The 21472-nt window shown below is 71.8% G+C and carries 24 protein-coding genes; 13 read left to right on the forward strand and 11 right to left on the reverse strand.

The genetic code is table 11. The features are described from left to right. Positions 1-62: 62 nt before the first annotated feature. Positions 63-953, reverse strand: a complete 891-nt coding sequence (locus DFH01_RS21835) for an AraC family transcriptional regulator (RefSeq protein ID WP_109872621.1) — start codon at positions 951-953, stop codon at positions 63-65. Between the two features lie 119 nt (positions 954-1072). Between DFH01_RS21835 and lpdA the strand changes: the two genes are divergently transcribed. Then, entirely contained in the window at positions 1073-2464 is a 1392-nt protein-coding gene (lpdA, locus tag DFH01_RS21840; RefSeq protein ID WP_109872622.1) for a dihydrolipoyl dehydrogenase, read from the forward strand. Here lpdA and DFH01_RS21845 read toward each other — a convergent pair. Next, on the reverse strand, positions 2455-3372 hold the full coding sequence (locus tag DFH01_RS21845) for a hypothetical protein (protein WP_109872623.1): 918 nt from the start codon (positions 3370-3372) through the stop codon (positions 2455-2457). The genes lpdA and DFH01_RS21845 overlap by 10 nt on opposite strands. Before the next feature lie 142 nt (positions 3373-3514). Between DFH01_RS21845 and DFH01_RS21850 the strand changes: the two genes are divergently transcribed. The 6 genes from DFH01_RS21850 to DFH01_RS21875 all read left to right on the forward strand — a co-directional run bounded on the left by DFH01_RS21850 (position 3515) and on the right by DFH01_RS21875 (position 7935). Then, a complete protein-coding gene (locus tag DFH01_RS21850) occupies positions 3515-4201 on the forward strand; it encodes a hypothetical protein (RefSeq protein ID WP_109872624.1) in 687 nt (228 codons plus the stop codon). 202 nt (positions 4202-4403) lie between these two features. Continuing rightward, the gene (locus tag DFH01_RS21855; protein ID WP_109872625.1) at positions 4404-5312 is read left to right on the forward strand and encodes a sulfite exporter TauE/SafE family protein; all 909 of its coding nucleotides are present in this window, start codon (positions 4404-4406) and stop codon (positions 5310-5312) included. Continuing rightward, entirely contained in the window at positions 5309-6067 is a 759-nt protein-coding gene (locus DFH01_RS21860; protein ID WP_158287856.1) for a TIGR02186 family protein, read from the forward strand. The genes DFH01_RS21855 and DFH01_RS21860 overlap by 4 nt, the downstream gene beginning before the upstream one ends. Then, positions 6067-6561 (forward strand): universal stress protein, encoded by a 495-nt coding sequence (locus tag DFH01_RS21865; RefSeq protein WP_109872626.1) that lies wholly within the window; start codon positions 6067-6069, stop codon positions 6559-6561. Before DFH01_RS21860 ends, DFH01_RS21865 begins: the two co-directional genes overlap by 1 nt. 97 nt (positions 6562-6658) lie before the next feature. Then, the gene (locus DFH01_RS21870; protein ID WP_109872627.1) at positions 6659-7225 is read left to right on the forward strand and encodes a NifU family protein; all 567 of its coding nucleotides are present in this window, start codon (positions 6659-6661) and stop codon (positions 7223-7225) included. A gap of 110 nt (positions 7226-7335) precedes the next feature. Continuing rightward, positions 7336-7935 carry a malonic semialdehyde reductase gene (locus tag DFH01_RS21875; protein ID WP_109872628.1) on the forward strand — a complete coding sequence of 200 codons (600 nt, stop codon included), beginning with the start codon at positions 7336-7338 and terminating at the stop codon, positions 7933-7935. A gap of 48 nt (positions 7936-7983) precedes the next feature. On the opposite strand, the gene DFH01_RS21880 is transcribed toward DFH01_RS21875, so the two are convergent. After that, entirely contained in the window at positions 7984-8709 is a 726-nt protein-coding gene (locus tag DFH01_RS21880; RefSeq protein ID WP_109872629.1) for a response regulator transcription factor, read from the reverse strand. A gap of 276 nt (positions 8710-8985) precedes the next feature. On the opposite strand from DFH01_RS21880, the gene ribA reads away from it, so the two are divergent. The 5 genes from ribA to DFH01_RS21905 all read left to right on the forward strand — a co-directional run bounded on the left by ribA (position 8986) and on the right by DFH01_RS21905 (position 12074). Then, positions 8986-10158, forward strand: coding sequence for a GTP cyclohydrolase II (ribA, locus tag DFH01_RS21885; RefSeq protein ID WP_109872630.1), 1173 nt, complete (start codon positions 8986-8988; stop codon positions 10156-10158). Between the two features lie 213 nt (positions 10159-10371). After that, on the forward strand, positions 10372-10719 hold the full coding sequence (locus tag DFH01_RS21890; protein ID WP_109872631.1) for a hypothetical protein: 348 nt from the start codon (positions 10372-10374) through the stop codon (positions 10717-10719). After that, positions 10706-11224: a L,D-transpeptidase family protein gene (locus DFH01_RS21895; RefSeq protein ID WP_109872632.1), complete on the forward strand. Its 519-nt coding sequence runs from the start codon at positions 10706-10708 to the stop codon at positions 11222-11224. The genes DFH01_RS21890 and DFH01_RS21895 overlap by 14 nt, the downstream gene beginning before the upstream one ends. Before the next feature lie 72 nt (positions 11225-11296). After that, positions 11297-11725 carry a DUF3830 family protein gene (locus DFH01_RS21900; RefSeq protein WP_109872633.1) on the forward strand — a complete coding sequence of 143 codons (429 nt, stop codon included), beginning with the start codon at positions 11297-11299 and terminating at the stop codon, positions 11723-11725. Between the two features lie 4 nt (positions 11726-11729). Next, positions 11730-12074: an FKBP-type peptidyl-prolyl cis-trans isomerase gene (locus DFH01_RS21905; RefSeq protein ID WP_109872634.1), complete on the forward strand. Its 345-nt coding sequence runs from the start codon at positions 11730-11732 to the stop codon at positions 12072-12074. Positions 12075-12100: 26 nt separating this feature from the next. Here DFH01_RS21905 and glpD read toward each other — a convergent pair whose 3' ends face one another. Genes glpD through DFH01_RS21945 form a run of 8 tightly spaced genes read right to left on the reverse strand, consistent with a single transcriptional unit; the run spans position 12101 to position 20294 of the window. Beyond that, the gene (glpD, locus tag DFH01_RS21910; protein ID WP_109872635.1) at positions 12101-13585 is read right to left on the reverse strand and encodes a glycerol-3-phosphate dehydrogenase; all 1485 of its coding nucleotides are present in this window, start codon (positions 13583-13585) and stop codon (positions 12101-12103) included. A 4-nt stretch (positions 13586-13589) separates the two neighbouring features. Continuing rightward, a complete protein-coding gene (gene phnE, locus DFH01_RS21915) occupies positions 13590-14417 on the reverse strand; it encodes a phosphonate ABC transporter, permease protein PhnE (protein WP_199231343.1) in 828 nt (275 codons plus the stop codon). Next, complete coding sequence (gene phnE / locus DFH01_RS21920; protein WP_233256230.1) at positions 14414-15202, reverse strand: phosphonate ABC transporter, permease protein PhnE; 789 nt, start codon at positions 15200-15202, stop codon at positions 14414-14416. Before phnE (DFH01_RS21920) ends, phnE (DFH01_RS21915) begins: the two co-directional genes overlap by 4 nt. Beyond that, positions 15199-15996 carry a phosphonate ABC transporter ATP-binding protein gene (phnC, locus tag DFH01_RS21925; RefSeq protein ID WP_109872636.1) on the reverse strand — a complete coding sequence of 266 codons (798 nt, stop codon included), beginning with the start codon at positions 15994-15996 and terminating at the stop codon, positions 15199-15201. The genes phnE (DFH01_RS21920) and phnC overlap by 4 nt, the downstream gene beginning before the upstream one ends. Before the next feature lie 5 nt (positions 15997-16001). Further along, positions 16002-17072, reverse strand: a complete 1071-nt coding sequence (phnD, locus tag DFH01_RS21930) for a phosphate/phosphite/phosphonate ABC transporter substrate-binding protein (RefSeq protein ID WP_109872637.1) — start codon at positions 17070-17072, stop codon at positions 16002-16004. Beyond that, a complete protein-coding gene (locus tag DFH01_RS21935) occupies positions 17069-17914 on the reverse strand; it encodes an HAD family hydrolase (RefSeq protein ID WP_109872638.1) in 846 nt (281 codons plus the stop codon). The genes phnD and DFH01_RS21935 overlap by 4 nt, the downstream gene beginning before the upstream one ends. A 46-nt stretch (positions 17915-17960) precedes the next feature. Then, positions 17961-18761, reverse strand: coding sequence for a DeoR/GlpR family DNA-binding transcription regulator (locus tag DFH01_RS21940; protein WP_109872639.1), 801 nt, complete (start codon positions 18759-18761; stop codon positions 17961-17963). A 24-nt stretch (positions 18762-18785) separates the two neighbouring features. Further along, positions 18786-20294, reverse strand: coding sequence for an MFS transporter (locus DFH01_RS21945; protein ID WP_109872640.1), 1509 nt, complete (start codon positions 20292-20294; stop codon positions 18786-18788). Between the two features lie 94 nt (positions 20295-20388). Here DFH01_RS21945 and DFH01_RS21950 point away from each other — a divergent pair, with 94 nt between their 5' ends. Next, positions 20389-21423 carry a D-2-hydroxyacid dehydrogenase gene (locus tag DFH01_RS21950; RefSeq protein WP_199231344.1) on the forward strand — a complete coding sequence of 345 codons (1035 nt, stop codon included), beginning with the start codon at positions 20389-20391 and terminating at the stop codon, positions 21421-21423. Positions 21424-21472: the final 49 nt, after the last annotated feature.

Below are 21472 nucleotides of genomic sequence, written 5' to 3' on the forward strand. Positions count from 1 at the left end.
TCGGACGCCGAGGGGCGGGCTCCCGGAAGGGAGCCCGCCCTTGTCGTCTTCGCCCTCGTCGTTCAGGCCGCCACCTTCTCCTTCAGCGGCACCAGGATCGCCGTCAGCCATTCGGCCGGCGGCAGGGTGCGGCAGTCGTTCAGGTAGTCCTCCCGCACCGGCTGATCGGCCGGTTCCTCCCCGCTGCCGGGCAGCCAGTCGCGGTAGATCCAGGAATAGGCGCCCTCCAGCTCGGCATAGGGGCCCTGGAAGACCAGCACGGCGCAGCGGCTCGGCGGCAGGTCCAGGATGCGCACGCCCTCCCCGCCCTCCACGCCGGCCGGCACGGTCAGGCAGGCGTCGGAGCGCAGGTCCTTCTCCGCCACCGTGGTCGGGTCGTCGTGATAGAGTCCGAGGAAGCGCGTCTCCGGCCCGATCAGCCGGCGCGAAGCGGCCCAGGCCATCAGCCGGTCGAAGCTGCCGCCGATGCCGGTATAGGCGCCCCGATGGGCCAGCGCCGCCAGGCGCAGCGCGGGTTCGTCGCGGATCGTGATCTCGTGCATGGCGGTCTCCTCTCGATGCGGGGCGGGCGGACGCGGCAGGCCGATGCCGCCGCGGTCACGATAGGCCGCCGGCGGGATGCCGTAGGCGGCGCGGAAGGCGCGGGTGAAGGCCGCGGCGCTGCCATAGCCGCTGGCCTTCGCGACGGCGGCTATGGGCTCGCCGCCGCGCACCAAAAGGGCGGCGGCGCGGGACAGGCGCTCCCGCGCCTGGGTCTCGGCGGGGGTCTCGCCGGTCAACTCGCGGTAGATCCGGTGGAAGTGGAAGGGGCTGAAGGCGGCGGCGGCGGCCAACTCCTCGAGCGTCGGGCTGCGCGCCGGGTCGGCGGCGATCAGCGCCATGGCGCGGGCGATGCGCCGCCCATAGTCGAGCCGGGTGGAGGCCTTGGCCGGGCCGGGAAGGTCGTGGGGCATGGCCGCCTTATGCCGCAGGCCCGGTTGATCCGGGTTGCGGAAGTGGCGGGCGGGTGCGGCTTGTGCCCGGCGCGCCGCTGCGTATGGTCCGGCCCGGCAAGGACAGGACGGCATACCCCATGGCTGAAAGCTTCGACGTCATCGTCATCGGCGCCGGACCCGGCGGCTATGTCTGCGCGATTCGCGCGGCGCAGCTCGGGATGAAGGTGGCCTGCGTCGAGAAGCGCGGGACGCTGGGCGGCACCTGCCTGAATGTCGGCTGCATCCCGTCGAAGGCGCTGCTGCAATCCTCCGAGCATTTCGAGGAGGCGAAGCACAAGCTGGCGGAGCATGGCGTGAATATCGGCGCCGTCTCGCTCGACCTGAAGAAGATGCTGGCCCGCAAGGGCGAGGTCGTCTCCTCCAACGTCAAGGGCATCGAGTTCCTGTTCAAGAAGAACAAGGTGACCTGGCTGAAGGGCGAGGGCCGGATTGCCGCCCCGGGCAAGGTCGAGGTGAACGGCACGACCTACGAGGCAAAAAACATCGTCATCGCCACGGGCAGCGAGAGCATCCCCCTGCCTGGCATCACGGTGGACGAGAAGCGCGTCGTCACCTCGACGGGCGGGCTCGAGCTCGAACAGGTGCCGGGCCACCTGGTGGTGATCGGCGGCGGCTATATCGGCCTCGAGCTCGGCAGCGTCTGGCGCCGCCTCGGGTCCGAGGTGACGGTGGTGGAGTTCCTCGACCGCCTGGTGCCCAGCATGGACAACGAGGTCGGCAAGGCCTTCGAGCGCATCCTGGGCAAGCAGGGGATGAAGTTCCGCCTCAAGACCAAGGTCACCGGCGCGAAGCAGGACGAGACGGGCGTCACGCTGACGCTGGAACCCGCCGCGGGCGGCAAGGCCGAGGAGCTGCGCGCCGACGTGGTGCTGCTCGCGATCGGCCGCCGCCCCTACACCGAGGGGCTGGGGCTGAAGCAGGTCGGCGTCGCGCTGGACGAGCGCGGGCGCGTGGTGACAGACGCGCATTTCGCCACCAGCGTCCCGGGCATCTTCGCCATCGGCGACGCCATCATCGGCCCGATGCTCGCCCACAAGGCCGAGGAAGAGGGCGTCGCGCTGGCCGAGATGCTGGCCGGCCAGCATGGGCATGTGAACTACGGCGCGATCCCTGGCGTGGTCTATACGTGGCCGGAAGTGGCCTCGATCGGCGAGACCGAGGAGCAGCTGAAGGCCCGCGGGCAGGCCTACAAAGTGGGCAAGTTTCCCTTCACGGCAAATGGCCGCGCCCGCGCGATGGGCGACACGGACGGCTTCGTGAAGATCCTGGCGGACAAGGCGACGGACCGCGTGCTCGGCACGCACATCATCGGGCCCGATGCCGGCACGCTGATCGCCGAGATCGCGATCGCCATGGAATTTGGCGCGAGCGCGGAGGACGTGGCCCGCACCTGCCACGCCCATCCTTCGTTGAACGAGGCCGTGAAGGAAGCCGCCCTGGCCGTGGACGGACGCCCGCTTCACATCTGACCGGGACAGGCCACGACGAGGCGGCGCGTGCCGATCGCGCCGCCCACCGCCGCCGCGGCCGCCCCCAGGATCATCGCCGCGAAGACCCAGTAGGCGCCGGTCGCGGCGGCGTTCGTCGCGGCCTCGGCTGCGCTGCGCGCCTGGCGCTCCACCTCGGTCGCCAGTTCGCGGGCGCGGGATTCCAGCTCGGCGATGCGCGCCTGGGCCTGCTGTTCGGGAATACCGAACTCGGCGGCCAGCAGCGCGGGCAGCCGGTCCTGGCCGGCCCCGTCACCCTCTTCCCGCACGCGCTCGGCGATCAGCCGCGCGATCTCCGCCTGGCGCTGGTCGCTGCTCATCTCCTCGGGCGCGCCCTCGCTGCGCAGCATGCGCTCGAGCCGCGCTGTCAGGCCCTCCGGATCCAGCGCGTCGGCCGCCTGCGGCGCAATGGCCTGCGCCGCCTGGCCCAGCCCCTGCGCCGTGCCGCCGATCAGCGCGGAGGCGCCGCGGGCGGCGGTGCCAGCCGTGCCGGCGACGATGTTCCCGACCAGCAGGAAGGAGAGCAGGAAGGCCACCGCCCAGACGGCGAAGCCATGCAGCGCGCCGTCCATCCGGTCCGCCGTGCCGGAGAGCCGCGCCGCGACCCAGCCGCCGCCCAGCAGCGCGACAAGATTGGCCAGCAGCAGCCAGCCGCCGGCGATCAGCGCGAAGGTCTCCGCGGCCGGGGACTCGCCGGGCGTCGCGGGATCGAGCGTGGTGGCGCCGATCGCAAGCCCCAGCATGTTGAGCATGGCGCCGAGCCCCACCGCGGCGACACCGCCGGCGAAGACGGCGCCCCAGGAGACGCGAGGCGCGAGGGATGGCGCTCCCTCGGGGCGTGCGACGGCGACGACGCCGTCATGGTCGGCGGTCGCGACACGGGCCTGCATGGAAGACTCCTTCCCCTCCGGAAACACCCGGCCAACGCCAGCACCGGGGCAAGGGTTTGTGATCGCCCACCGCAACAAACGATGTTGCGACCCGCCAAGCCGCCGCGCGAAGCTGCTGCAACCCTGGTGTGGAGACTGCGCCATGTCGCGCTCCGGCCCCCTGTTGCTCGCGGCGGCGATCCTGATGGGCCCTGTCGCGACGAGCGCCTCGCCGGTGCCCTTCGTGCCGCTGCCCTATGACATGCCGAACGGCGACGGCGTGGCCAGCGGCGGAACGTTCAACTACTGGGACGCCCTGTACAACGGCGCCGGCAACACGATGCAGGACGGTGCGCCCCTGTCCGGCGGCTGGGGGAAGCTGACCGACGGCGTGGCGGCTACGACGCCCTGGTTCGCGGATGCCGATCTCGGCGGAACCGGGCTCTATGTCGGGTGGCGGCGGGGTTTCACGACTGACCCCACCCTGACCTTCCTGTTCCCCGTGCCTGTCTGCCTCTGCGTGCGGCTCACCATCGACAGCGTGACGATCTGGCTCGACAACACGGGCGTCGGCGGCGTCGGCGCGCCGCTGGCGATCCTGCTGGACGGCTTGCCGCTGCCTTTTGCGCCGCCCGCGCCCGGCACGGTGGGGCCGGTGGCCTTCGGCGGCCTCGGCCTGCGCGGGCCGTTCCACGACCTGCAGTTCGTGCAGGATCCGGCACTGCCCTGGACGATGGTCAGCGAGATCCAGTGGACCGGCTTCCTCACCTACATCCCCGCGCCCGGGGCGGTGCTGCTGTTCGGCCCGGCACTGGCGTTTCTCGGCGCGTTCCGGCGGCGCGCGGGCTGAGGCGACGCGATGGGCGCGGAGTCGCAAAGACCGCGTCCCTGAATCGGCGCGCGCGCCACGCTTAGGGCGTTCGACCGCGGAGACGCCGGGGGTTTCCACGCCGCAAACGCGATAAATTCCGGCCACCGGGTTGCGGCGCGCGCAGTTCGGGTGCATCCCCGACCAGTCCCGCCACGCTCTTCGTGGAAGTCCGCCCGACGCGATGCAGGTCTATCTGCCGATCGCCGAGATGTCGGTGGATGCCCTGCTCCTGCTCGGCATCGGCTTCGGCGTGGGCTGGCTCTCGGGCCTGTTCGGCGTGGGCGGCGGCTTCCTGCTGACGCCGCTGCTGATCCTGATCGGCATCCCCTCAGCGGTCGCCGTCGGCTCCGGCGCGAACCAGACGCTCGGCGCCTCCGTCTCCGGCCTCATGGCGCAGTGGCGGCGCGGCAATGTGGATCTGCGCATGGGGGTGGTGCTGCTGATCGGCGGCTTCATCGGCTCCGCGGCCGGCGTGCAGCTTTTCGCCTGGCTCCGGCGCGCGGGCCAGGTCGATCTTGCGGTGGCGATCTTCTACGTCGTGGTGCTCGGTACGGTCGGCGCGCTGATGGTGCGCGAGAGCGTCGGCGCGATCCTCCGGCGGAACAAGGCGCGGCCGGCGCGGCTGCACGAGCATCTCTGGATCCACGGCCTGCCGTTCAAGATGCGGTTCCGCAAGTCGCGCCTCTACATCTCCGTCATCCCGCCGCTGCTGATCGGCGTCGCCATCGGCGTGCTCTCGGCGGTGATGGGCGTCGGCGGCGGCTTCATGCTGGTGCCGGCGATGATCTACCTGCTGGGCATGCCGACCTCGGTGGTGATCGGCACCTCGCTGTTCCAGGTGGTCTTCGTCACCGCCAACGTCACCTTCCTGCAGGCCGTGCAGGTGGGCAGCGTGGACATCGTGCTGACGCTGCTGCTGCTGGCCGGCGGCGTGGTCGGTGCGCAGTTCGGCGCGCAGATGGGCACCAGGCTGCGCGGCGAGGAGACGCGCGCGCTGCTCGGCGCGCTGGTGCTGGCCGTCGCGGGCGCCCTCCTGTGGGACCTGCTGAGCGTGCCGGGGCAGCTCTTCGTGATCGGGCCCGCACCGTGAGCGCGCGGGCGGCGCTGCTGCTGCTTGCCGCGCTGCTGCTGGCCGCGCCCGCCGCCCTGGCGCAACCGGGCGCGACGCCCTCCCTCTCCGCCGAGCTCTCCACCCGCCGGATCGAGGTCAGCACCGCCTTCACCGGCGGCGAGATCCTGGTGTTCGGCGCGACCGACCGCCTGATCGGCGGCGCGGGCGACGAGATCGTGGTGCTGGCCACCGGGCCGCGGACCTCGCTCGTCGTGCGCCAGAAGATCGAGGTGCTCGGCTTCTGGATCAACGGGCCCTCGGCCCGGTTCAACGGCATCCCCTCCTACTGGGCGCTGGCCTCGACGCGGCCGGTGGAGCTGATGTTCGCCCCCCTCGCGCGCAGCGAGCTGCGGCTCGGCCTCGACCTGCTGCCGCTGCCGCAGATCGGCGACCCGGGGCCGCAGTTCCGCCGCGCCCTGCGCGAGCTGAAGCAGCGCCAGGGGCTGTGGGTGGACCAGCTGCGGCCGATCGAGGTTTCGGGCGGCCGGCTGTTCCACGCGCGGCTGCCCGTGCCCTCCACTGTCGCCACGGGCACCTATCGCGTGGAGGTGATGCTGGTGCGGGACGGCCGGGTGGTGGCGCGGCAGGACCTCGCGCTCGATGTGGAGCGCGTCGGCTCGGCCGCCCGTATCGCCGATGTCGCGCAGGGCCTGCCCGTGCTGTATGCCCTGGCATGCATCCTGCTCGCGGCCTTCGCGGGCTGGCTTGGCAGCGTGCTGTTCCGGAGGGGCTGATGAGCGAGACCGAGGCGGCGGCACAGGCGCGGCGGGACCGCGTCTTCCTCGTGGTGGTGGATGACAGCCCGGAGCGCCGGGTCGCCCTGCGCTATGCCTGCCTGCGTGCGCGCAAGAGCGGCGGGCGCGTTGCGCTGCTGCGCGTGATCGAGCCGGCGGGCCAGGTGGAATGGGCCGGCGTCGGCGCGATGCTGGCCGAGGAGCGCCGGCAGGAAGCCGAGAAGCTGCTCTCGGGCCTCGCCGCCGAGGTGAACGAGCTGACCGGCGGCATCCCGATCCTGCTGATCCGGGAAGGCGATGCGCGCGACGAGCTCCTCGCCCTGCTCGAGGAGGATCCGCGCATCTCCATCCTGGTGCTGGCCGCGGCCGCCGGCGGCTCCGGACCCGGTCCCCTGATCTCGGCCCTGGCCGGGCGCTACGCCGCCAAGCTCAGCGTGCCGATGACCATCGTGCCCGGCGCCATCACGGACGCGGAGCTGGACCGGCTGACCTGACCCGCCTCGGACGCGGGCCGGCGGGCGTTGCGGGGATTGCCAAAAAGGACCACATGGGTCTGGTATCGCAGCATCAGAACGCGGATCACGAAGCACGATGTTCATCGAGACGGAAGGCACCCCGAACCCGGCCACGCTGAAGTTCCTGCCGGGCCGCGACGTCATGGGCGGCCGCGGCACCGCCGATTTCACCCACTCCGCGGAAACCGAGGGCCGCAGCCCGCTCGCCGCGCGCATCTTCGGCGTGGGCGAGGTGGCCCGCGTGTTCCTCGGCAACGACTTCGTCACCGTCACCAAGACTGAGGACGCCGACTGGCAGGCCCTGCGCCCGCGGGTGCTGAGCGCCATCATGGAGCACTACCTCTCCGGCCTGCCGGCGATGGAAGGCGAGGAAGCCGCCGCGGAGGACGAGGACTTCGCCCCCGAGGACGGCGAGATCGTCGCCCAGATCAAGGAATTGCTGGACACGCGCGTGCGCCCGGCGGTGGCCGGCGATGGCGGCGACATCGTGTTCCGCGGCTTCCGGGAGGGTGTCGTGAAGCTGCACCTGCAGGGCGCCTGCAGCGGCTGCCCCTCCTCCCGCGCCACGCTGAAGCACGGCGTCGAGAACATGCTGCGCCATTACGTGCCGGAAGTGCAGCGGGTGGAGCAGGTCGACGCCTGATTAACGGCCCCCATTGACCGGGCGGATGACGGTCATCCGCCCGGCAGTGCTGGCATCGGCGCGTGCGGTCCCTATCTGGACCGCGATCGCAACTCCTGGGAAGCCGCCCGATGCTCTCCGACCCGTCGCTGCTTGACGACAAGGCCCTCGACCAGCTGTTCCGCGAGGCGCGGACGCACAATGCCTGGCAGGACCGGCCCGTGCCGGACGCCAGGCTCGAGGAGATCTACAACCTCCTGAAGTTCGCCCCGACCTCGGCCAATTCCTCGCCGGCGCGCTTCGTCTTCGTCCGCACGGCCGAGGGCAAGGCGAAGCTGAAGCAGGCCCTCTCGGCGGGCAATGTCGAGAAGACGATGACCGCGCCGGTCACCGTCATCGTCGCGCATGACGTCGAGTTCTACGAGAAGCTGCCCTTCCTCTTCCCGCATGCCGATGCGCGGTCCTGGTTCGCCGGCAACCCCGCCTTCGCCGAGCAGAGCGCCTTCCGGAACGGCACGCTGCAGGGCGCCTACCTGATGCTCGCCGCGCGCGCCGTCGGCCTCGACGTCGGGGCGATGAGCGGCTTCGACAACAGCAAGGTGGACGAGCTGTTCTTCGCCGGGACGAGCTGGCGGTCCAACTTCCTGGTCAATCTCGGCTATGGCGACGCGGCGGGGCTGTTCCCGCGCAACCCGCGGCTGTCCTTCGACGAGGCATGCCGCCTGGAATAGCGCCGCGATGCGCCGCCCGCGCCTCGATGCGCGGGCGGCACGGCAGGCTCAGGCGGCCTGCGCGGTGCTCCGGCCCGCATGGGGGTCGAGGCGGTAGCCGCCGCCTTCGGTCAGCAACAGCCGGGCCTGGCTCGGATCGGGTTCGATCTTCTGTCGCAGGCGATAGATATGCGTCTCCAGCGTGTGCGTGGTGACGGCGCTGTTGTAGCCCCACACCTCGTTCAGCAGGATCTGCCGCCCCACCGGCCGCCCGCCGGCGCGATACAGATACTTCAGGATCGCCGCTTCCTTCTCCGTCAGCCGGATCTTCCGATTCCGCGAGGGGTCCTGGAGCAGCTTGGCCGAGGGCCGGAAGGTGTAGGGCCCGACCGTGAAGACCGCATCCTCGGAATTGTCGAAGACGCGAAGCTGGGCGCGCAGACGGGCGGTCAGCTCGGAGACCCGGAAAGGCTTGGCGATGTAGTCGTTCGCCCCGCTGTCCAGGCCGCGGACGATGTCCTGCTCGGCATCGGCGCCGGTCAGCATCAGGATGGGCATCCGCAGCCCCTGCCTTCGCAGCCTGGCGCAGAGCTCCCGCCCATCGCCGTCGGGCAGGCCGATATCGAGGATGACCGCGTCGTAGCGCGCATCCTCCATGCCGAGCCTTGCCGCGGCCTCCGCCGCGCTCGCCGCCTGCTCGGGGGCGAATTCGCCATCATGCGCAAGCTGCTCGCACAGCGTTTCGCGCAGGGCTTCGTCGTCGTCCACCACAAGGATGGGTCGAGGGCCAGACATCTGTGCTCCCGCTCCAGAGTTATGTTCAGACGGTACAGCCGACAGGCCGCGAAGAAAACCGGATGAAGCGCGACCCGCCATGCTGCAACGGGGCGATATATATTGGTTGCGACAGTGCCCCACGGTAGTGCAACGCGGCAACCATCGTCGCGTTCACGACATGGTAGCAGCTTCGTGAGGGTCGGGACGAATTTCTCCGCCGCGCCCCCTGCCAAACGCCTTGCCCGCGCCACATTGGCCCCCGTGAATCCCCGCCGCCAGCACGGAACCGAACAGATGAGCATTGCGGGACCGATCCCGTCACAGCTTCGCGAGCCGCCTTCCCAGGATACCGCCGCCCGCGCCCTGCGGGCCGTCCATCGCGCCGCCTCCGAGTTGCGCCGCGGCACGCCGGTGCTGCTGCGCGGCGCGGAAGGGGCGCTGCTGGCCGCCGCTGCGGAGACCGTGTCGGCCCGCGGCCTGGCGGAGCTCGCCGCCGGCGCCATGGCGCCGGCCTGCCTGCTGCTGGCGCCCGTCCGGGCGGCGGCGGTGCTGCAGCGCCCGGTGCCGCAGGGCGACCTGCGGGGCCAGTCCCAGGAAGCCGTCGCGCTCCGGCTGCCGCCTTCCCTGCTCGACCCGGCCGTGCTCCGCAGCCTCGCGGACCCGACCGCCGAGCGGCTGCTGCCCGCCGAGCCCGAGCGCGTGTCGGCCCCTGGCCTGGCGCCGGCCGCGATCGCCCTGGCCAAGCTTGCCAAGCTCCTGCCGGCCCTCGTCGTCGCCCCGGCCAGCGACGCCGCCGCCAGCCGGCTGGACGTGCTCGCGGTCGGCGCCGAGCAGGTGCTGTCCTATCCCGATACCGCCGCGGGCACCCTCGGCCGGGTGGCGGAGGCGCGCGTGCCGCTCGAGGACGCCCCGGAGGCCCGCATCGTCGCCTTCCGCGCGGCCGATGGCGGCATCGAGCACCTGGCGATCCTGGTCGGCCGGCCCGAGACGGCGCTGGCGGAGGGCCGGGTGCCGCTCGCGCGCATCCATTCCGAATGCTTCACGGGCGACCTGCTCGGGAGCCTGCGCTGCGACTGCGGGCCGCAGCTTCGCGGCGCCATCAAGCGCATGGCCGAGGATCCGGCGGGCGGCGTGCTGCTGTATCTGGCGCAGGAGGGGCGCGGCATCGGCCTCGTGAACAAGCTGCGTGCCTACACGCTGCAGGACCAGGGCCTCGACACCCTCGATGCGAACCGGGCGCTCGGCTACGGCGCGGACGAGCGCAACTTCTGGGTGGCGGCGGAGATGCTGCGCGCCGTCGGCATCCCGCATGTCCGGCTGCTGACCAACAACCCTGACAAGCTGGCTGGCCTTGCCGCCTGCGGCATCGAGGTTGCGGGGCGGGAGGCGCACCAGTTCGCAGCCAACGGGGTGAACGACGAATACCTCGCCACCAAGGCCAAGCGCTTCGGGCATCTGCTCGCCTGATCTGGTGCCCTCGGACGCGTCATGCCGGAGGCACGCCCTCGGCGTGACGCGGCGGCTCCGCCGCCTTGGCTTCGCGCCACGCACTGATGCGTTGATTTCGGCTGGCGGTCCGGGCGCGGGCCGCATTCGCGGCCTCGGCGCGCACAGCGCGCCGGTTTTTGCGGCGCGGCACGCAGTTTGCCTCTCCGGCGGCTCCGCAGGGAGGCCGACGGCATGGACATCTCCGCCCTCTTCACCCGGCCGCCCGGCGCGGCCCCCCAGGCGCCGCCTTCCGTGGGGCCGGATGGCTACGAGCCGATCCCGGGGGACATCACCTTCGCGGAGTTCCTCGCGGGGCTGAATCCCCTGCACCATCTGCCGGTGGTCGGCACGATCTACCGGGCCGTCACCGGCGACCGCATCCCACCGCCCATGCGCGTGCTCGGTGGCGCCCTGTTCGGCGGGCCGGTCGGCATGCTTTCCTCGGCCGTCATGGCCGCCATCGAGGAATTTCGCGCCGCCGAGCCGGCCGCGCCGAGCTCCACCCTGGCCCGCAACGGAGACCACCATGCCAGCGGCTGAGCCCGGCTTCGCAACCGTGACGCCGGACGGCCGGCTTATCCTCGGCAGCCTCGTGCTGCGCTGCGCCCTCGGCAAGGGCGGCATCCGCCCGGCGACGGAGAAACGCGAGGGCGACGGCGCCACGCCCGCCGCGCGCATGCCGCTCCGCCGCGTGCTGTTCCGCGCCGATCGCGGCCCGCCGCCGCGCTGCGCCGTGCCGGTCGAGCCCATCGCGCCCGAGGATGGCTGGTGCGACGACCCGGGCCACCGCGCCTACAACCGGCCCGTCCGCCTGCCCTTCGACGCCTCCCATGAACGTCTCTGGCGCGAGGACCCGCTCTACGACATCGTCGGCGTACTCGGCTGGAACGACGATCCGGTGGAGCGCGGGCGCGGCAGCGCGATCTTCCTCCATCTCGCTCGGCCCGACTTCGCGCCGACCGAGGGCTGCGTCGCACTGGATGCGCGGGACCTGCGCGCCGTGCTCGCTGCCGGCCTCCGCGGGGTCGAGGTGCTGCCCGGCTGACCGCCCCGGCTTGGCAAGGCCACGCCGCTCGCGTAACGCGGCGCGCAGCGCTGAGACACCCGGGGGCACGGCATGGCCGACATCCATATCGACATCGCAGGCGAGGTGTTCCGCGCCCGCTTCGAGACGCAGGACGCGCCGAAGACCGTCGCGCGCTTCCGCGCGCTGCTGCCCTTCAGCGACCGCATCATCCATGTGCGCTGGTCCGGCGAGGCCTGCTGGATCCCGATGGGCGAGCGCGACCTCTCGCTCGGCTTCGAGAACGCCACCAGCCATCCGGCGCCAGGCCATGTCATCGTCTATCCGGGCGGCATGCCGACCAGCCTGAGCGAGACGGAGATCCTGGTCGCCTACGGCCCCTGCAGCTTCGCCTCCAAGGCGGGGCAGCTCGCCGGCAACCACTTCCTGACCATCACCGAGAAGCTGGACGTGCTGGCGAAGATCGGCCGGTCGGTGCTGTGGGACGGCGCCAAGGCCATCACCTTCCGTGCGGGGAGCTGAGGCGATGCCGCTCGGCATGCAGGACATCGTGGTGGGCGAGGGCACGATGGCGCTCGCCGGCAAGCCGGTGACGGTCCACTACACCGGCTGGCTGTTCGACCCGAAGGCGCCGGACAACAAGGGTCGCAAGTTCGACAGCTCCCGCGACCGCGGCGAGCCCTTCGTCTTCCCGCTCGGCGCGGGCCATGTGATCCAGGGCTGGGACCGCGGCGTGGCGGGGATGCGCATCGGCGGCCAGCGGCTGCTGACCATCCCGCCCGAGATGGGCTACGGCGCGCGCGGCGCGGGCGGCGTCATCCCGCCGAACGCGACGCTGCTGTTCGAGGTGGAACTGCTCGGCGTCGGCTGACGCCGCAACGGGAAAGCGGGCGCCGCTCAGCCGCCCAGCCGCGCCGCAAGGCGGCGCTGGCCTTCCTCCGGCATGTGCAGGCCGAGCTTGGAGCGGCGCCAGAGCACGTCCTCGGCCGTGCGCGCCCATTCGTGGCGGACCAGCCAGTCCAGCTCGCGCTCGGTGAAGCCGGCGCCGTATTCCGCGCCCATCGCGTTCGGGCCGCTTGCGCCGTCCAGCAGCGCATCGAGGTCGCTGCCATAGGCGCGCACCAGCCGGCGCAGCACGCTGGGCTCCAGCCAGGGATGGCGGCGCGCCATCTCGGCCTCGAACGCCGGCAGGTCGAGGCCGCCGAACTCCCCGCCCGGCAACGCCGCCGTTGCGGTCCACGACGTGCCGGGGCGGCCGAGCGCCGCGCCGACCTTCTCCACCGCCTCCTCCGCAAGCCGGCGATAGGTGGTGATCTTGCCGCCATAGATCGTCAGCAGCGGCGGCTGGCCGGGCGGCGCATCGGTCTTCAGCACGTAGTCGCGCGTGACGGCGGAGGGATTGTCCGCCCCGTCGTCGTGCAGCGGGCGCACGCCGGAATAAGTCCAGACGATCTCCTCCGGCTTCGGCGCGCGGCGGAACTGGCGGCCGACAGCGGCGCAGAGATAGGCCGCTTCCTCCGGCGTGCAGCGCGCCTCCCGGGCGTCGCCGTCATGCGGCACGTCGGTCGTGCCGACCAGCGAGAATTTTCGCTCGTAGGGAATGACGAAGACAACGCGGCGGTCGTCGTTCTGCAGGATGTAGGCCTGGTCGCCCTCATACAGGGCGGGCAGCACGATGTGGCTGCCACGCACCAGCCGCACGCGGTCCTGCGCGCGCGCATGCGCCGCATCCTGCGCCTGCATCACCCAGGGGCCGGCGGCGTTCACCAGGGCACGGGCGCGGATGCGCCGCTCGGTCCCGTCGGCTTCCTGCAGGCGGCAGGTCCAGGCCTCGCCCTCGCGCTCGGCGCCGAGGAAGCTGGTGCGAACCAGCACCTCCGCGCCGCGCGCGGCGGCGTCGCGGGCGTTCAGCACGACGAGGCGGCTGTCCTCCACCCAGCAGTCGGAATAGGCGAAGGCCGCGCTGATCTCCCGCTGCAACGGCTCGCCATAGGGATGCCGCGGCACCGGGATGCTCTCCGCACCCGGCAGGCTCACGCGGGGCGCCAGGTGGTCGTAGAGGAAGAGGCCGGCGCGGATCATCCAGCGCGGGCGCATCTCCGGCCGGTGCGGCAGCACGAAGCGCATCGGCCAGATGATGTGCGGCGCCAGCTTCAACAGCACCTCGCGCTCCGCCAGCGCCTCCCGCACCAGGCGGAACTCGTACTGCTCGAGATAACGCAACCCGCCATGGATCAGCTTGGAGGAGGCGGAGGAGGTCGCGCCCGCCAGGTCGCCGCGCTCCACGAGGCAGGTGGAAAGCCCCCTGCCCTGCGCGTCGCGCGCGATGCCGGCGCCGTTGACGCCGCCGCCGATGACGAGAAGGTCGAACAGGTCCGTCATGCGCTCAGATCAGCCGGCTGCGGATCCGCGTGACGACGATCTCGGCCACGATCACCACGGCGAGGATCGCCAGCAGCACGGTCGCGACGCGCTCCCACTGGAAGAAGTTGATGGCGTCGTCGAGCACCACGCCGATGCCACCGGCGCCGACGAGACCGAGCACCGCGCTCTCCCGCACGTTGATGTCCCAGCGGAACAGCGCGATGCCCCAGAAGGCGGGCTGCACCTGCGGCCAGACGCCCTTGAGCATGATGTGGCCCCAGGGCGCTCCGGCCGCCGTCAACGCCTCGACCGGGCCGCGGTTCGTCTCCTCCAGCGCCTCGGCCAGCAGCTTGCCGACGAAGCCGACGGAGCGGAAGGCGATGGCGAAGACGCCGGCGGCGGCGCCGGGGCCGAAGACCGCGACGAAGATCAGCGCCCAGACCAGCGAGTTCACGCTGCGCGAGGAGACCAGCATCAGCTGCGCGAAGGCGTTGAGCGGGCGGATGCGACAGATGTTGCGCGCCGCCAGCAGCGCCAGCGGCACCGCCAGCAGGAAGGAGAACAGCGTGCCAAGCGTCGCGATGTGCAGCGTCTCGACCAGCGCGGCGTGGACATCCGGGTAGTAGTGCGCGAGGTCCGGCGGCCACATCCGCACCAGCAGGTCGGCCATCTGCTCCGGCGCGTCTTCCAGGAATTCGGGGATGATCTCCACCGTCCGCACGGCCCAGACGACGCTGGCGACGATCGCCAGCCAGACCAGCCAGCGCCCGATGCGCTCGGCCGGGGTGAAGCGGTGCCATTCGCGAATGAGCGGCGCCATCGGGCCCGCGGTGCCGGCCGCGCCGCTCATTGCATCGCCGCCCGGATGCGCGCGGAGATCACCTCCGCCAGGAAGATCAGCGCGATGATGGACAGCAGGATCGCGGCGACGAAATCGTAGTCGAAGCGCTTGAAGGCGGCGAAGAGCGTGCCGCCGATGCCGCCCGCGCCGACGATGCCGACGAGCGTGGAGTTCCGCAGGTTGGAATCGAGCTGATAGAGGCAGAAGCCCGTGAACCGGGAGGCGACCTGCGGCAGCACGCCGTAGAGCAGCACCGCGCCGAAGCCCGCGCCCGTCGCGCGGATCGCCTCCACCTGCTTCATCGAGATCTCCTCGATCGCCTCGGCGAAGAGCTTGGCGATGAAGCCCATGGACGCGATGGTCAGCGCGGCGACTCCGGCCAGCGCGCCGAAGCCGATCGCCTTCACGAACAGGATCGCCACGATCACGTAGTGCAGCGACCGGCAGAGCGCGATGAAGGCACGCGTCGGCGCCGTCAGCAGCGTGGGCGCCAGGTTGCGCGCCGCCATCAGCCCGAGCGGCAGGGACAGCAGGATGCCAAGGGCGGAGGCGAGGACGGCGATCTGGATGCTCTCCAGCAGGCCCTCGATCAGCAGTTCCCAGCGCTCGAAATTGGGCGGCCACATGCGCGCGAGGAAGCGCCCCGCCTCGCCGAAGCCGATAAGCAGCCTGTCCCAGGTGATGTCGAGCTGCGCCATCGCGTAGAGCGAATAGAGCGCGAGGGCGAGCAGCCCGAGCCGCGCGCCCCAGTTCGGCGCGAAGGCCTGCCGCGCGGCTTGCGAGGCGCCGCTCAAATCCAGTCCTCGCCGCCATAGATCTGCTGCAGGTGGTGCGGCTGCAGCGCCTCCGGCGGGCCGTCGAACACCACCGCGCCTTCGGACATGCCGATGATCCGCTGCGCGAAGCGCTTCGCAAGATCGACATTGTGGATATTGACGATGACCGGCACGCCGGCGGCCTCCGTCAGCCGCGTCAGCAGCTCCATCACCTCGACCGCCGTCTTGGGATCGAGAGACGAAGTCGGCTCGTCCGCCAGCAGCAGCTCGGGGCGCTGCATCAGGGCACGCGCGATGCCCACGCGCTGGCGCTGGCCGCCGGAGAGCGCATCGGCGCGGCGCGTCGCCTGTTCCGGCAGGCCGACCGCGTCGAGCAGCTCGAAGGCGCGGGCGATGTCCTCCTGCGGGTATTTCCGCAGCCAGGCCCGCCATAGCGGCACATAGCCGAGCCGGCCGGAGAGCACGTTCTCCATCACCGTCAGGCGCTCGACCAGGTTGTACTCCTGGAACACCATGCCGATCCGCCGCCGCGCAAGCCGCAGCGCGCGGCCCCGCAGCTTCGCGAGATCCTCGCCATGCAGCAGGATCTCGCCGGACGTCGGCTCCACCAGACGGTTGATGCAGCGGATCAGCGTGGACTTGCCGGTGCCGGAGGGGCCGATGATCGCGGTGATGCCCTGCTCCGGGAACGCAAGGTCGATGCCGCGCAGCACCGGCTTGCCAGGCGTGTATTCCTTCGCCAGGCCGCGGAGGACGAGCCCCCGCGTGCCGGTCGGGGCGACGCCCCGCGTGCCGATGCCCTGCGCGGCCATGTGGTTCACTGCGTGCGCTGCGGCTGCTGTTGCTGCTGCTGCTGCTGGCGCTGCTGGTTGCGGCGCTGCTCGGCCTCCAGCTCGCGCCGGCTCTCGGCGTCCCAGGCGGCGCGGTTGTAGGGCGCGTTCACCGCATCGGCCACGGCGCGCACCGGCGCCCATTGCTGCGCGTAGGTCGCCGGCCAGAAGCGGTCATTCCCGCCGAGGTCGCGCTTCATCGCCTCCGGGAAGCGGAAGTCGAAGAAGCACTGGCGGATGCGCTGGGCGAGCTCCGGCCGCAGGTCATGCGCCAGGGCGAAGCTGCTGGTCGGGAAGGGATCGGATTCCCAGATGACGCGGAAGTTCTCGCGCCGCACCTGGCCGCGCGCCACCATGCGGTTGAACACGTCGGAGGCAACGGGCGCCGCGTCGTAGTCGCCGGCATTCACGCCCATCACGCTGCGGTCGTGCCCGCCCGAATAGATCACCCGGTAGTCGGTGTCCGGCACCAGGCCGAGGCCGGGGAAGAAGGCGCGCGGCGCCAGGTTGCCGGAATTCGAGGTGGCGGAGGTGTGCGCCACGCGCCGCCCCTTGAGGTCCGACATCTGCTGGAACGGGCTGTCCGCGCGCACCAGCACGGCAAGGCGATAGCTCTCGAACTCACGCTCATTGCCCTTGATCGCGAAGGGCACGGCGCCGGCGAGGTTCACCGCGAAGGCGGTGGGGCCGGTGGAGAAGCCCGCGATGTGCAGGCGGCCGGATCGCATCGCCTCGACCTGCGCGGCGTTGGAGGTGACCTGGAAATACACCACGCGCTTCCCCGTGCACTGGGTCAGGAACTCTGTGAAGGGCCGGAACTGGCTGGCATAGAGCGCGGGATCCTCCACCGGCGTGTAGGCGAAGACCAGGGTGGAGGGATCGCGCAGCCGCGCCGGATCGGTCGGCACATCGGCCACCATGTCGCGGTTCTCGTCGCAAAAGGCTTCATCGAGGGCGCCGCGGAAGCCGCAGTTGGACTGCGCCTGGGACTGCGACCAGGGCATGGTGGCGAGCAGCGCGGCGGCGAAGCCCGCGGCGGGCAACAGGCGTCGGATCATGTTGGCGTCTCCTCCTTGTTGTTGATGGCGGCAAGCACCGCCTCGGCGAACTCCACGAAGCCGGCGCCGCCCGCGCCCGCCGTCACATAGGACGGCGGGCTGGCGAGGCTTGGCAGGAACGGCGCCACATTCGCAACGCCGACCGAGAGCGGCACGGCGGCGAAGAGCGGCGCGTCATTCGGGCTGTCGCCGACGAAGGCGACCTGCTGGATCACGGCCTCCAGCGGCTGCCAGAGCGTTGCGAAGAGATGGCGCAGGCCGGCCAGCTTGTCCCACTCGCCGATCCAGGCGTTCACATGGATCGAGCTGACCTTCGCCGCCGCGCCACCTTCGCGGAAGACCGCGGCGATGCGCTCGGCGTCTGCCAGCGGCAAGGGGCCGGCGTCCTCGCAGAAATCCACCGCCATGTCGAAGGCGCGGAAGGGTTGGTCGGCGGCGATGCGGCTGCCCGGGACCAGGGCCATCGCCCGGGCGGCAAGCACTTCGAGCCGCGCGCGCGATGCCGCGCGCGTGGCGTCGTCCTGCACATGGTGGCGGCGCATGCGGCGGGCGGCGTGGTCCATCGCATACCACAGCGCGCCATTCTCCCCGACCACGGCGGCCACGGGCCAGAGGCGGGCGATCATGTCGCACCAGCCGGCCGGCCGCCCGGTGACGGGGACCACGAGCAGCCCGGCCTGCTGCAGCCGCTCCAGCGCGGCATAGGCCTCCGCGGTCAGCCGACCCTCGGTGGTCAGGGTATCGTCGATGTCGGTCAGCACCCAGCGCAACGCGGCCAGCCGCGCGGGGGCGGCGGCGTGGAGCGGCGCCGGCGGGGCCGGCGGGCGGGTGAGCGAACCCATGGGCCGAATGTGGCACATGCCGCAGCCGATGTGGAGATCCGCAACATCACGAAGCGGGGTCAGCCAGGGTGACGGCCGTGCCCGCCCGACCCAGCGCCGCCCCGAGCGGCGCCGGCGGGGGCGCTTCCGTGACCAGGTCCGTCAGTTCCGCCAGGGGGCAGACGCATTCCAGCAGGCCGCGCCCGAATTTTCCGGAATCCGCCAGCAGGACCCGCCGGGGCGCCCGGGAGAGCATGGCGCGCTTTACCCAGGCGGCGTGGGAGACGACCTCGCAGGGCCCCTCCTCCGTCAGGCCGGAAGCGCCGATCACCGCCAGGTCGGCATTGAATCGGCGGAGGAAGGCTTCGGTTTCGGAGCCATAGACCCCGCGCTCGGCCACGCTGACCTCGCCGGGGCAGAGCAGCACGCGCAAGCCCGGCGCGCCGCCGGACGCCAATTCGGTGGCAGCCGTCAGGCTGTTGGTCAGCACCGTCGCGGAAATGCCGCGCGCCGCCAGCGCGCGCGCGAAATGCGTGGTGGTGCTGCCGGCATCCAGCATGACCACCGCCCCCTCCTGCACCATCGCCGCCGCGGCGGCGCCGATCCGCGCCCGCTCGGCCACCGCCATCCGTTCGCGGGAGGAGAACTCGGGCTGCAGCCCGGCATGGGTGACGGAGGCGCCGCCATAGGTGCGGCGCACGGCGCCCTGGGCCGACAATTCCTCGATGTCGCGCCGGACCGTTTCGGCCGACACGCCGAACTGCGTGGCGAGCGCGGAGATGCGCACCGTCGGGTCGGTGGTCAGCGCGGCGAGGATCCGGCGGTGCCGCTGCGCCTTGGCGGGCGCGCCATCAGTCCTGCGAGGCATGCCCCGCAGGATGACAGACCTGCCTCATCCTGTCGCCGGTCCCGAGGGCTCCGGCGGCTTGCCCGGCGCGATCCAGCGCCCGAGCAGCGCGATGGCGCCGAGGGCGAGCGCCAGCCCAGCCACCGTCGCGGCGATGACCAGCGCGGGCAGTTCCCCATACGCGCCGCGCTCCACCGGGAAGGCGGCGTTGAGCCCGCGGGAGAAGACGTTGCCGGCCTGCAGCGCCAGGTTCATCAGGCTGGCGACCAGCGCGAACCAGGTCGCCTGCCGCCCGGGCGGCGCATGCACCGCGATCAGCGTCAGCACCGGGATCATGCCGAGCTGCGCCAGCGGCGCCGACAGCACCGTGTCCACCAGCCCGAGCGTCCGCGCCCCGAAGCCGAGATGCGCCGCGGTCCATGCATGCAGGCCGAACAGCATGCCGATGGTCGGCAGCGAGAAGGCGGCGCCGAGGATCGCGAGCCACGCCAGCACGCGGCCGAGCGGCATCCGCACGATGCGCGCGCCGAGCAGCAGCGAGCCCGCGATGGCAAGCCCGGTGCCGATCTGCGCCAGCACGCCGAAGAAGGCCTGGTCGTAGCCGAGCACGTCGATCTGCCACCATTGCAGCGCCGGCCCGGCCGGGGGCGCGGCGCGGAAGGCGAAGATCACCGCCGCCGCCGCGGCCATCGCGCGCTGCGTGGCGGGCGGCACGCCCTCCATCGTGGTGCGCAGCAGGTAGACCAGCACGCCGAGGGTCAGCAGCAGCCCGATCTCCGGCGCGAAGGGCGGATCGAGGATGCCGAGGGCGAGCAACGCCGCCGCGAAGGCGCCGCCGCCGCCAAGGATGCGCGCATCGGGCCGCTCCGGGCTGCCATCCGCCTCCCCCGCCAGGAGGGCGGCGACGACCGAAAGCAGCGGGATCGCGGCGCCGATCAGGAAGACGGTGGAGACCGGCAGCACCTGCGCCGCCCAGCCGCCGATGCCCGCGGTCGCGAAGGCGCCGCCCATCAGCGCGACGCGGCCGAGCACCTGCACGTCGCCGAGCTCCGCCTGCACCACGGCGGGATCGCGCGGCGTGCCGTCCGGTGCGGCGCGGTCCACCACCTCCGTCGTCATGGCGTCGGCCACGCAATCCTGCACGACCAGCCCGACCACGACGGTGAGCGAGGCGGCGATGTAGACCAGCTCCGCCATGCGCAGCGCGAGCGCGCCGGAGGCGGCGAGGGCCAGCGCGAAACCGGCGCCGCATTGCAGCAGCGCACCCAGCAGGATGTAGGACCGGCGACGCGAGCCGAGGATCGGCACCGTGTCCACCATGTGCCCGACCACCATCTTCAGCGTCCAGGGCACGGTCAGCCAGGCGGCCAGCGCCAGCAGCGTCGTCGCGGGCAGGCCCAGGCGCTCGCGTACCCAGAAGGTCTCGGCGATAGCGGCGAAGCCGCTGGCGCCGGCGGCCAGGTAGATCAGCAGCGGTGGCAGGGTGCGGCGATTGAGGCGCCGCAGCGAGGCGAGCGGGCCTGGAGCCGGCTCGGCTTCGGCGACGGCGCTCATGCCGGCGCGGTCGGATGGGGCATCGGGGCTCCCTCGGTTGCAGGGCGGCGGCCTTCATCGCCATCATGGCCACGCATTGGCGCAAGTGATCCAGATGGAACGCGAAAAGATCTTCATCTCCTCCCCGCTCGAGCCCGAGCATGTCGCCCGCATCGCCGCGCTGGACCCCGCGCGGGTCGAGGTGCTCTACGCGCCGGAGCTGCTGCCGCCCACGCGCTACAGGAACGACCACAAGGGCGCGCCGTTCACCCGCAACGCCGACCAGCAGGCGCGGTGGGAGGCGATGCTGCGCGAGGCGACGATCAGCTTCGACATCCCTTCCGCCGAGGAGCTGACGAAGGCGCCGAGGCTGCGCTGGATCCAGGCGACGAGCACCGGTGTGGGGCAGCACATCGCGCGCGTCGGCCTGCGGGAGAGCGACATCCTGGTGACGACGGCGCGCGGCGTGCATGCGCGGCCGCTGGCGGAATTCGTCTTCATGGCGCTGCTGGCGCATTTCCGGGGGCTGGCGCATCTGCAGGCGGAGCAGCGCGCGCATCGCTGGACGCGCTATTGCGCGGACGAGGTCGGCGGCAAGACGCTGGTGATCATCGGCGCCGGCGACCTGGCGCGCGGCAGCGCCAAGGTGGCGAAGGGCCTGGAGATGCATGTGGTCGCGGTGGCGCGCGATCCCGCCAAGGCGCGCGCGCACAACGACCTGTTCGACGAGGTTCTGCCTTCGTCGGCGCTGCACGCCGCGCTGGGGCGCGCGGATGCGGTGGTGGTGACCGTGCCGCACACGCCGGAGACGGAGCGGATGATCGACGCGGCGGCGATCGCGGCGATGCGGCCGGGTGCCGCCTTCGTCAACATCGCGCGCGGCCAGGTGGTGGAGGAACCCGCGCTGATCGCGGCGCTGCGCAGCGGCCACATCGGCTTCGCCGCGCTGGACGTGGCGGAGGTGGAGCCCCTGCCAGCGGACAACCCGCTCTGGGACATGCCGAACGTGCTGATCAGCCCGCATTCCGCCAGCACGGTGGACAGCGAGAACGCGCGGATCACCGACATCTTCCTGCACAATCTGCGCTGCTGGCTGGACGGGCGCCGGCAGGCGATGATCAACGTGCTGGACAAGCGCCTGATGTATTGAGGGCGCTCAGGCGGCTGATCGGCGAAGGCGGCAACGCCGGAGCGGTGGA

Origin of the sequence: Falsiroseomonas bella (genome assembly GCF_003173615.1) — a bacterium.
GTDB classification, from domain to species: domain Bacteria; phylum Pseudomonadota; class Alphaproteobacteria; order Acetobacterales; family Acetobacteraceae; genus Falsiroseomonas; species Falsiroseomonas bella.

What these genes read in the sequence shown, in the direction of transcription:
- DFH01_RS21835 (WP_109872621.1), bottom strand. Translation starts at nt 953, where the DNA reads ATGCCCCACGACCTTCCCGGCCCGGCCAAGGCCTCCACCCGGCTCGAC.
- lpdA (WP_109872622.1), top strand. Translation starts at nt 1,073, where the DNA reads ATGGCTGAAAGCTTCGACGTCATCGTCATCGGCGCCGGACCCGGCGGC.
- DFH01_RS21845 (WP_109872623.1), bottom strand. Translation starts at nt 3,372, where the DNA reads ATGCAGGCCCGTGTCGCGACCGCCGACCATGACGGCGTCGTCGCCGTC.
- DFH01_RS21850 (WP_109872624.1), top strand. Translation starts at nt 3,515, where the DNA reads ATGTCGCGCTCCGGCCCCCTGTTGCTCGCGGCGGCGATCCTGATGGGC.
- DFH01_RS21855 (WP_109872625.1), top strand. Translation starts at nt 4,404, where the DNA reads ATGCAGGTCTATCTGCCGATCGCCGAGATGTCGGTGGATGCCCTGCTC.
- DFH01_RS21865 (WP_109872626.1), top strand. Translation starts at nt 6,067, where the DNA reads ATGAGCGAGACCGAGGCGGCGGCACAGGCGCGGCGGGACCGCGTCTTC.
- DFH01_RS21870 (WP_109872627.1), top strand. Translation starts at nt 6,659, where the DNA reads ATGTTCATCGAGACGGAAGGCACCCCGAACCCGGCCACGCTGAAGTTC.
- DFH01_RS21875 (WP_109872628.1), top strand. Translation starts at nt 7,336, where the DNA reads ATGCTCTCCGACCCGTCGCTGCTTGACGACAAGGCCCTCGACCAGCTG.
- DFH01_RS21880 (WP_109872629.1), bottom strand. Translation starts at nt 8,709, where the DNA reads ATGTCTGGCCCTCGACCCATCCTTGTGGTGGACGACGACGAAGCCCTG.
- ribA (WP_109872630.1), top strand. Translation starts at nt 8,986, where the DNA reads ATGAGCATTGCGGGACCGATCCCGTCACAGCTTCGCGAGCCGCCTTCC.
- DFH01_RS21890 (WP_109872631.1), top strand. Translation starts at nt 10,372, where the DNA reads ATGGACATCTCCGCCCTCTTCACCCGGCCGCCCGGCGCGGCCCCCCAG.
- DFH01_RS21895 (WP_109872632.1), top strand. Translation starts at nt 10,706, where the DNA reads ATGCCAGCGGCTGAGCCCGGCTTCGCAACCGTGACGCCGGACGGCCGG.
- DFH01_RS21900 (WP_109872633.1), top strand. Translation starts at nt 11,297, where the DNA reads ATGGCCGACATCCATATCGACATCGCAGGCGAGGTGTTCCGCGCCCGC.
- DFH01_RS21905 (WP_109872634.1), top strand. Translation starts at nt 11,730, where the DNA reads ATGCCGCTCGGCATGCAGGACATCGTGGTGGGCGAGGGCACGATGGCG.
- glpD (WP_109872635.1), bottom strand. Translation starts at nt 13,585, where the DNA reads ATGACGGACCTGTTCGACCTTCTCGTCATCGGCGGCGGCGTCAACGGC.
- phnE (WP_199231343.1), bottom strand. Translation starts at nt 14,417, where the DNA reads ATGAGCGGCGCGGCCGGCACCGCGGGCCCGATGGCGCCGCTCATTCGC.
- phnC (WP_109872636.1), bottom strand. Translation starts at nt 15,996, where the DNA reads ATGGCCGCGCAGGGCATCGGCACGCGGGGCGTCGCCCCGACCGGCACG.
- phnD (WP_109872637.1), bottom strand. Translation starts at nt 17,072, where the DNA reads ATGATCCGACGCCTGTTGCCCGCCGCGGGCTTCGCCGCCGCGCTGCTC.
- DFH01_RS21935 (WP_109872638.1), bottom strand. Translation starts at nt 17,914, where the DNA reads ATGGGTTCGCTCACCCGCCCGCCGGCCCCGCCGGCGCCGCTCCACGCC.
- DFH01_RS21940 (WP_109872639.1), bottom strand. Translation starts at nt 18,761, where the DNA reads ATGCCTCGCAGGACTGATGGCGCGCCCGCCAAGGCGCAGCGGCACCGC.
- DFH01_RS21945 (WP_109872640.1), bottom strand. Translation starts at nt 20,294, where the DNA reads ATGAGCGCCGTCGCCGAAGCCGAGCCGGCTCCAGGCCCGCTCGCCTCG.
- DFH01_RS21950 (WP_199231344.1), top strand. Translation starts at nt 20,389, where the DNA reads ATGGAACGCGAAAAGATCTTCATCTCCTCCCCGCTCGAGCCCGAGCAT.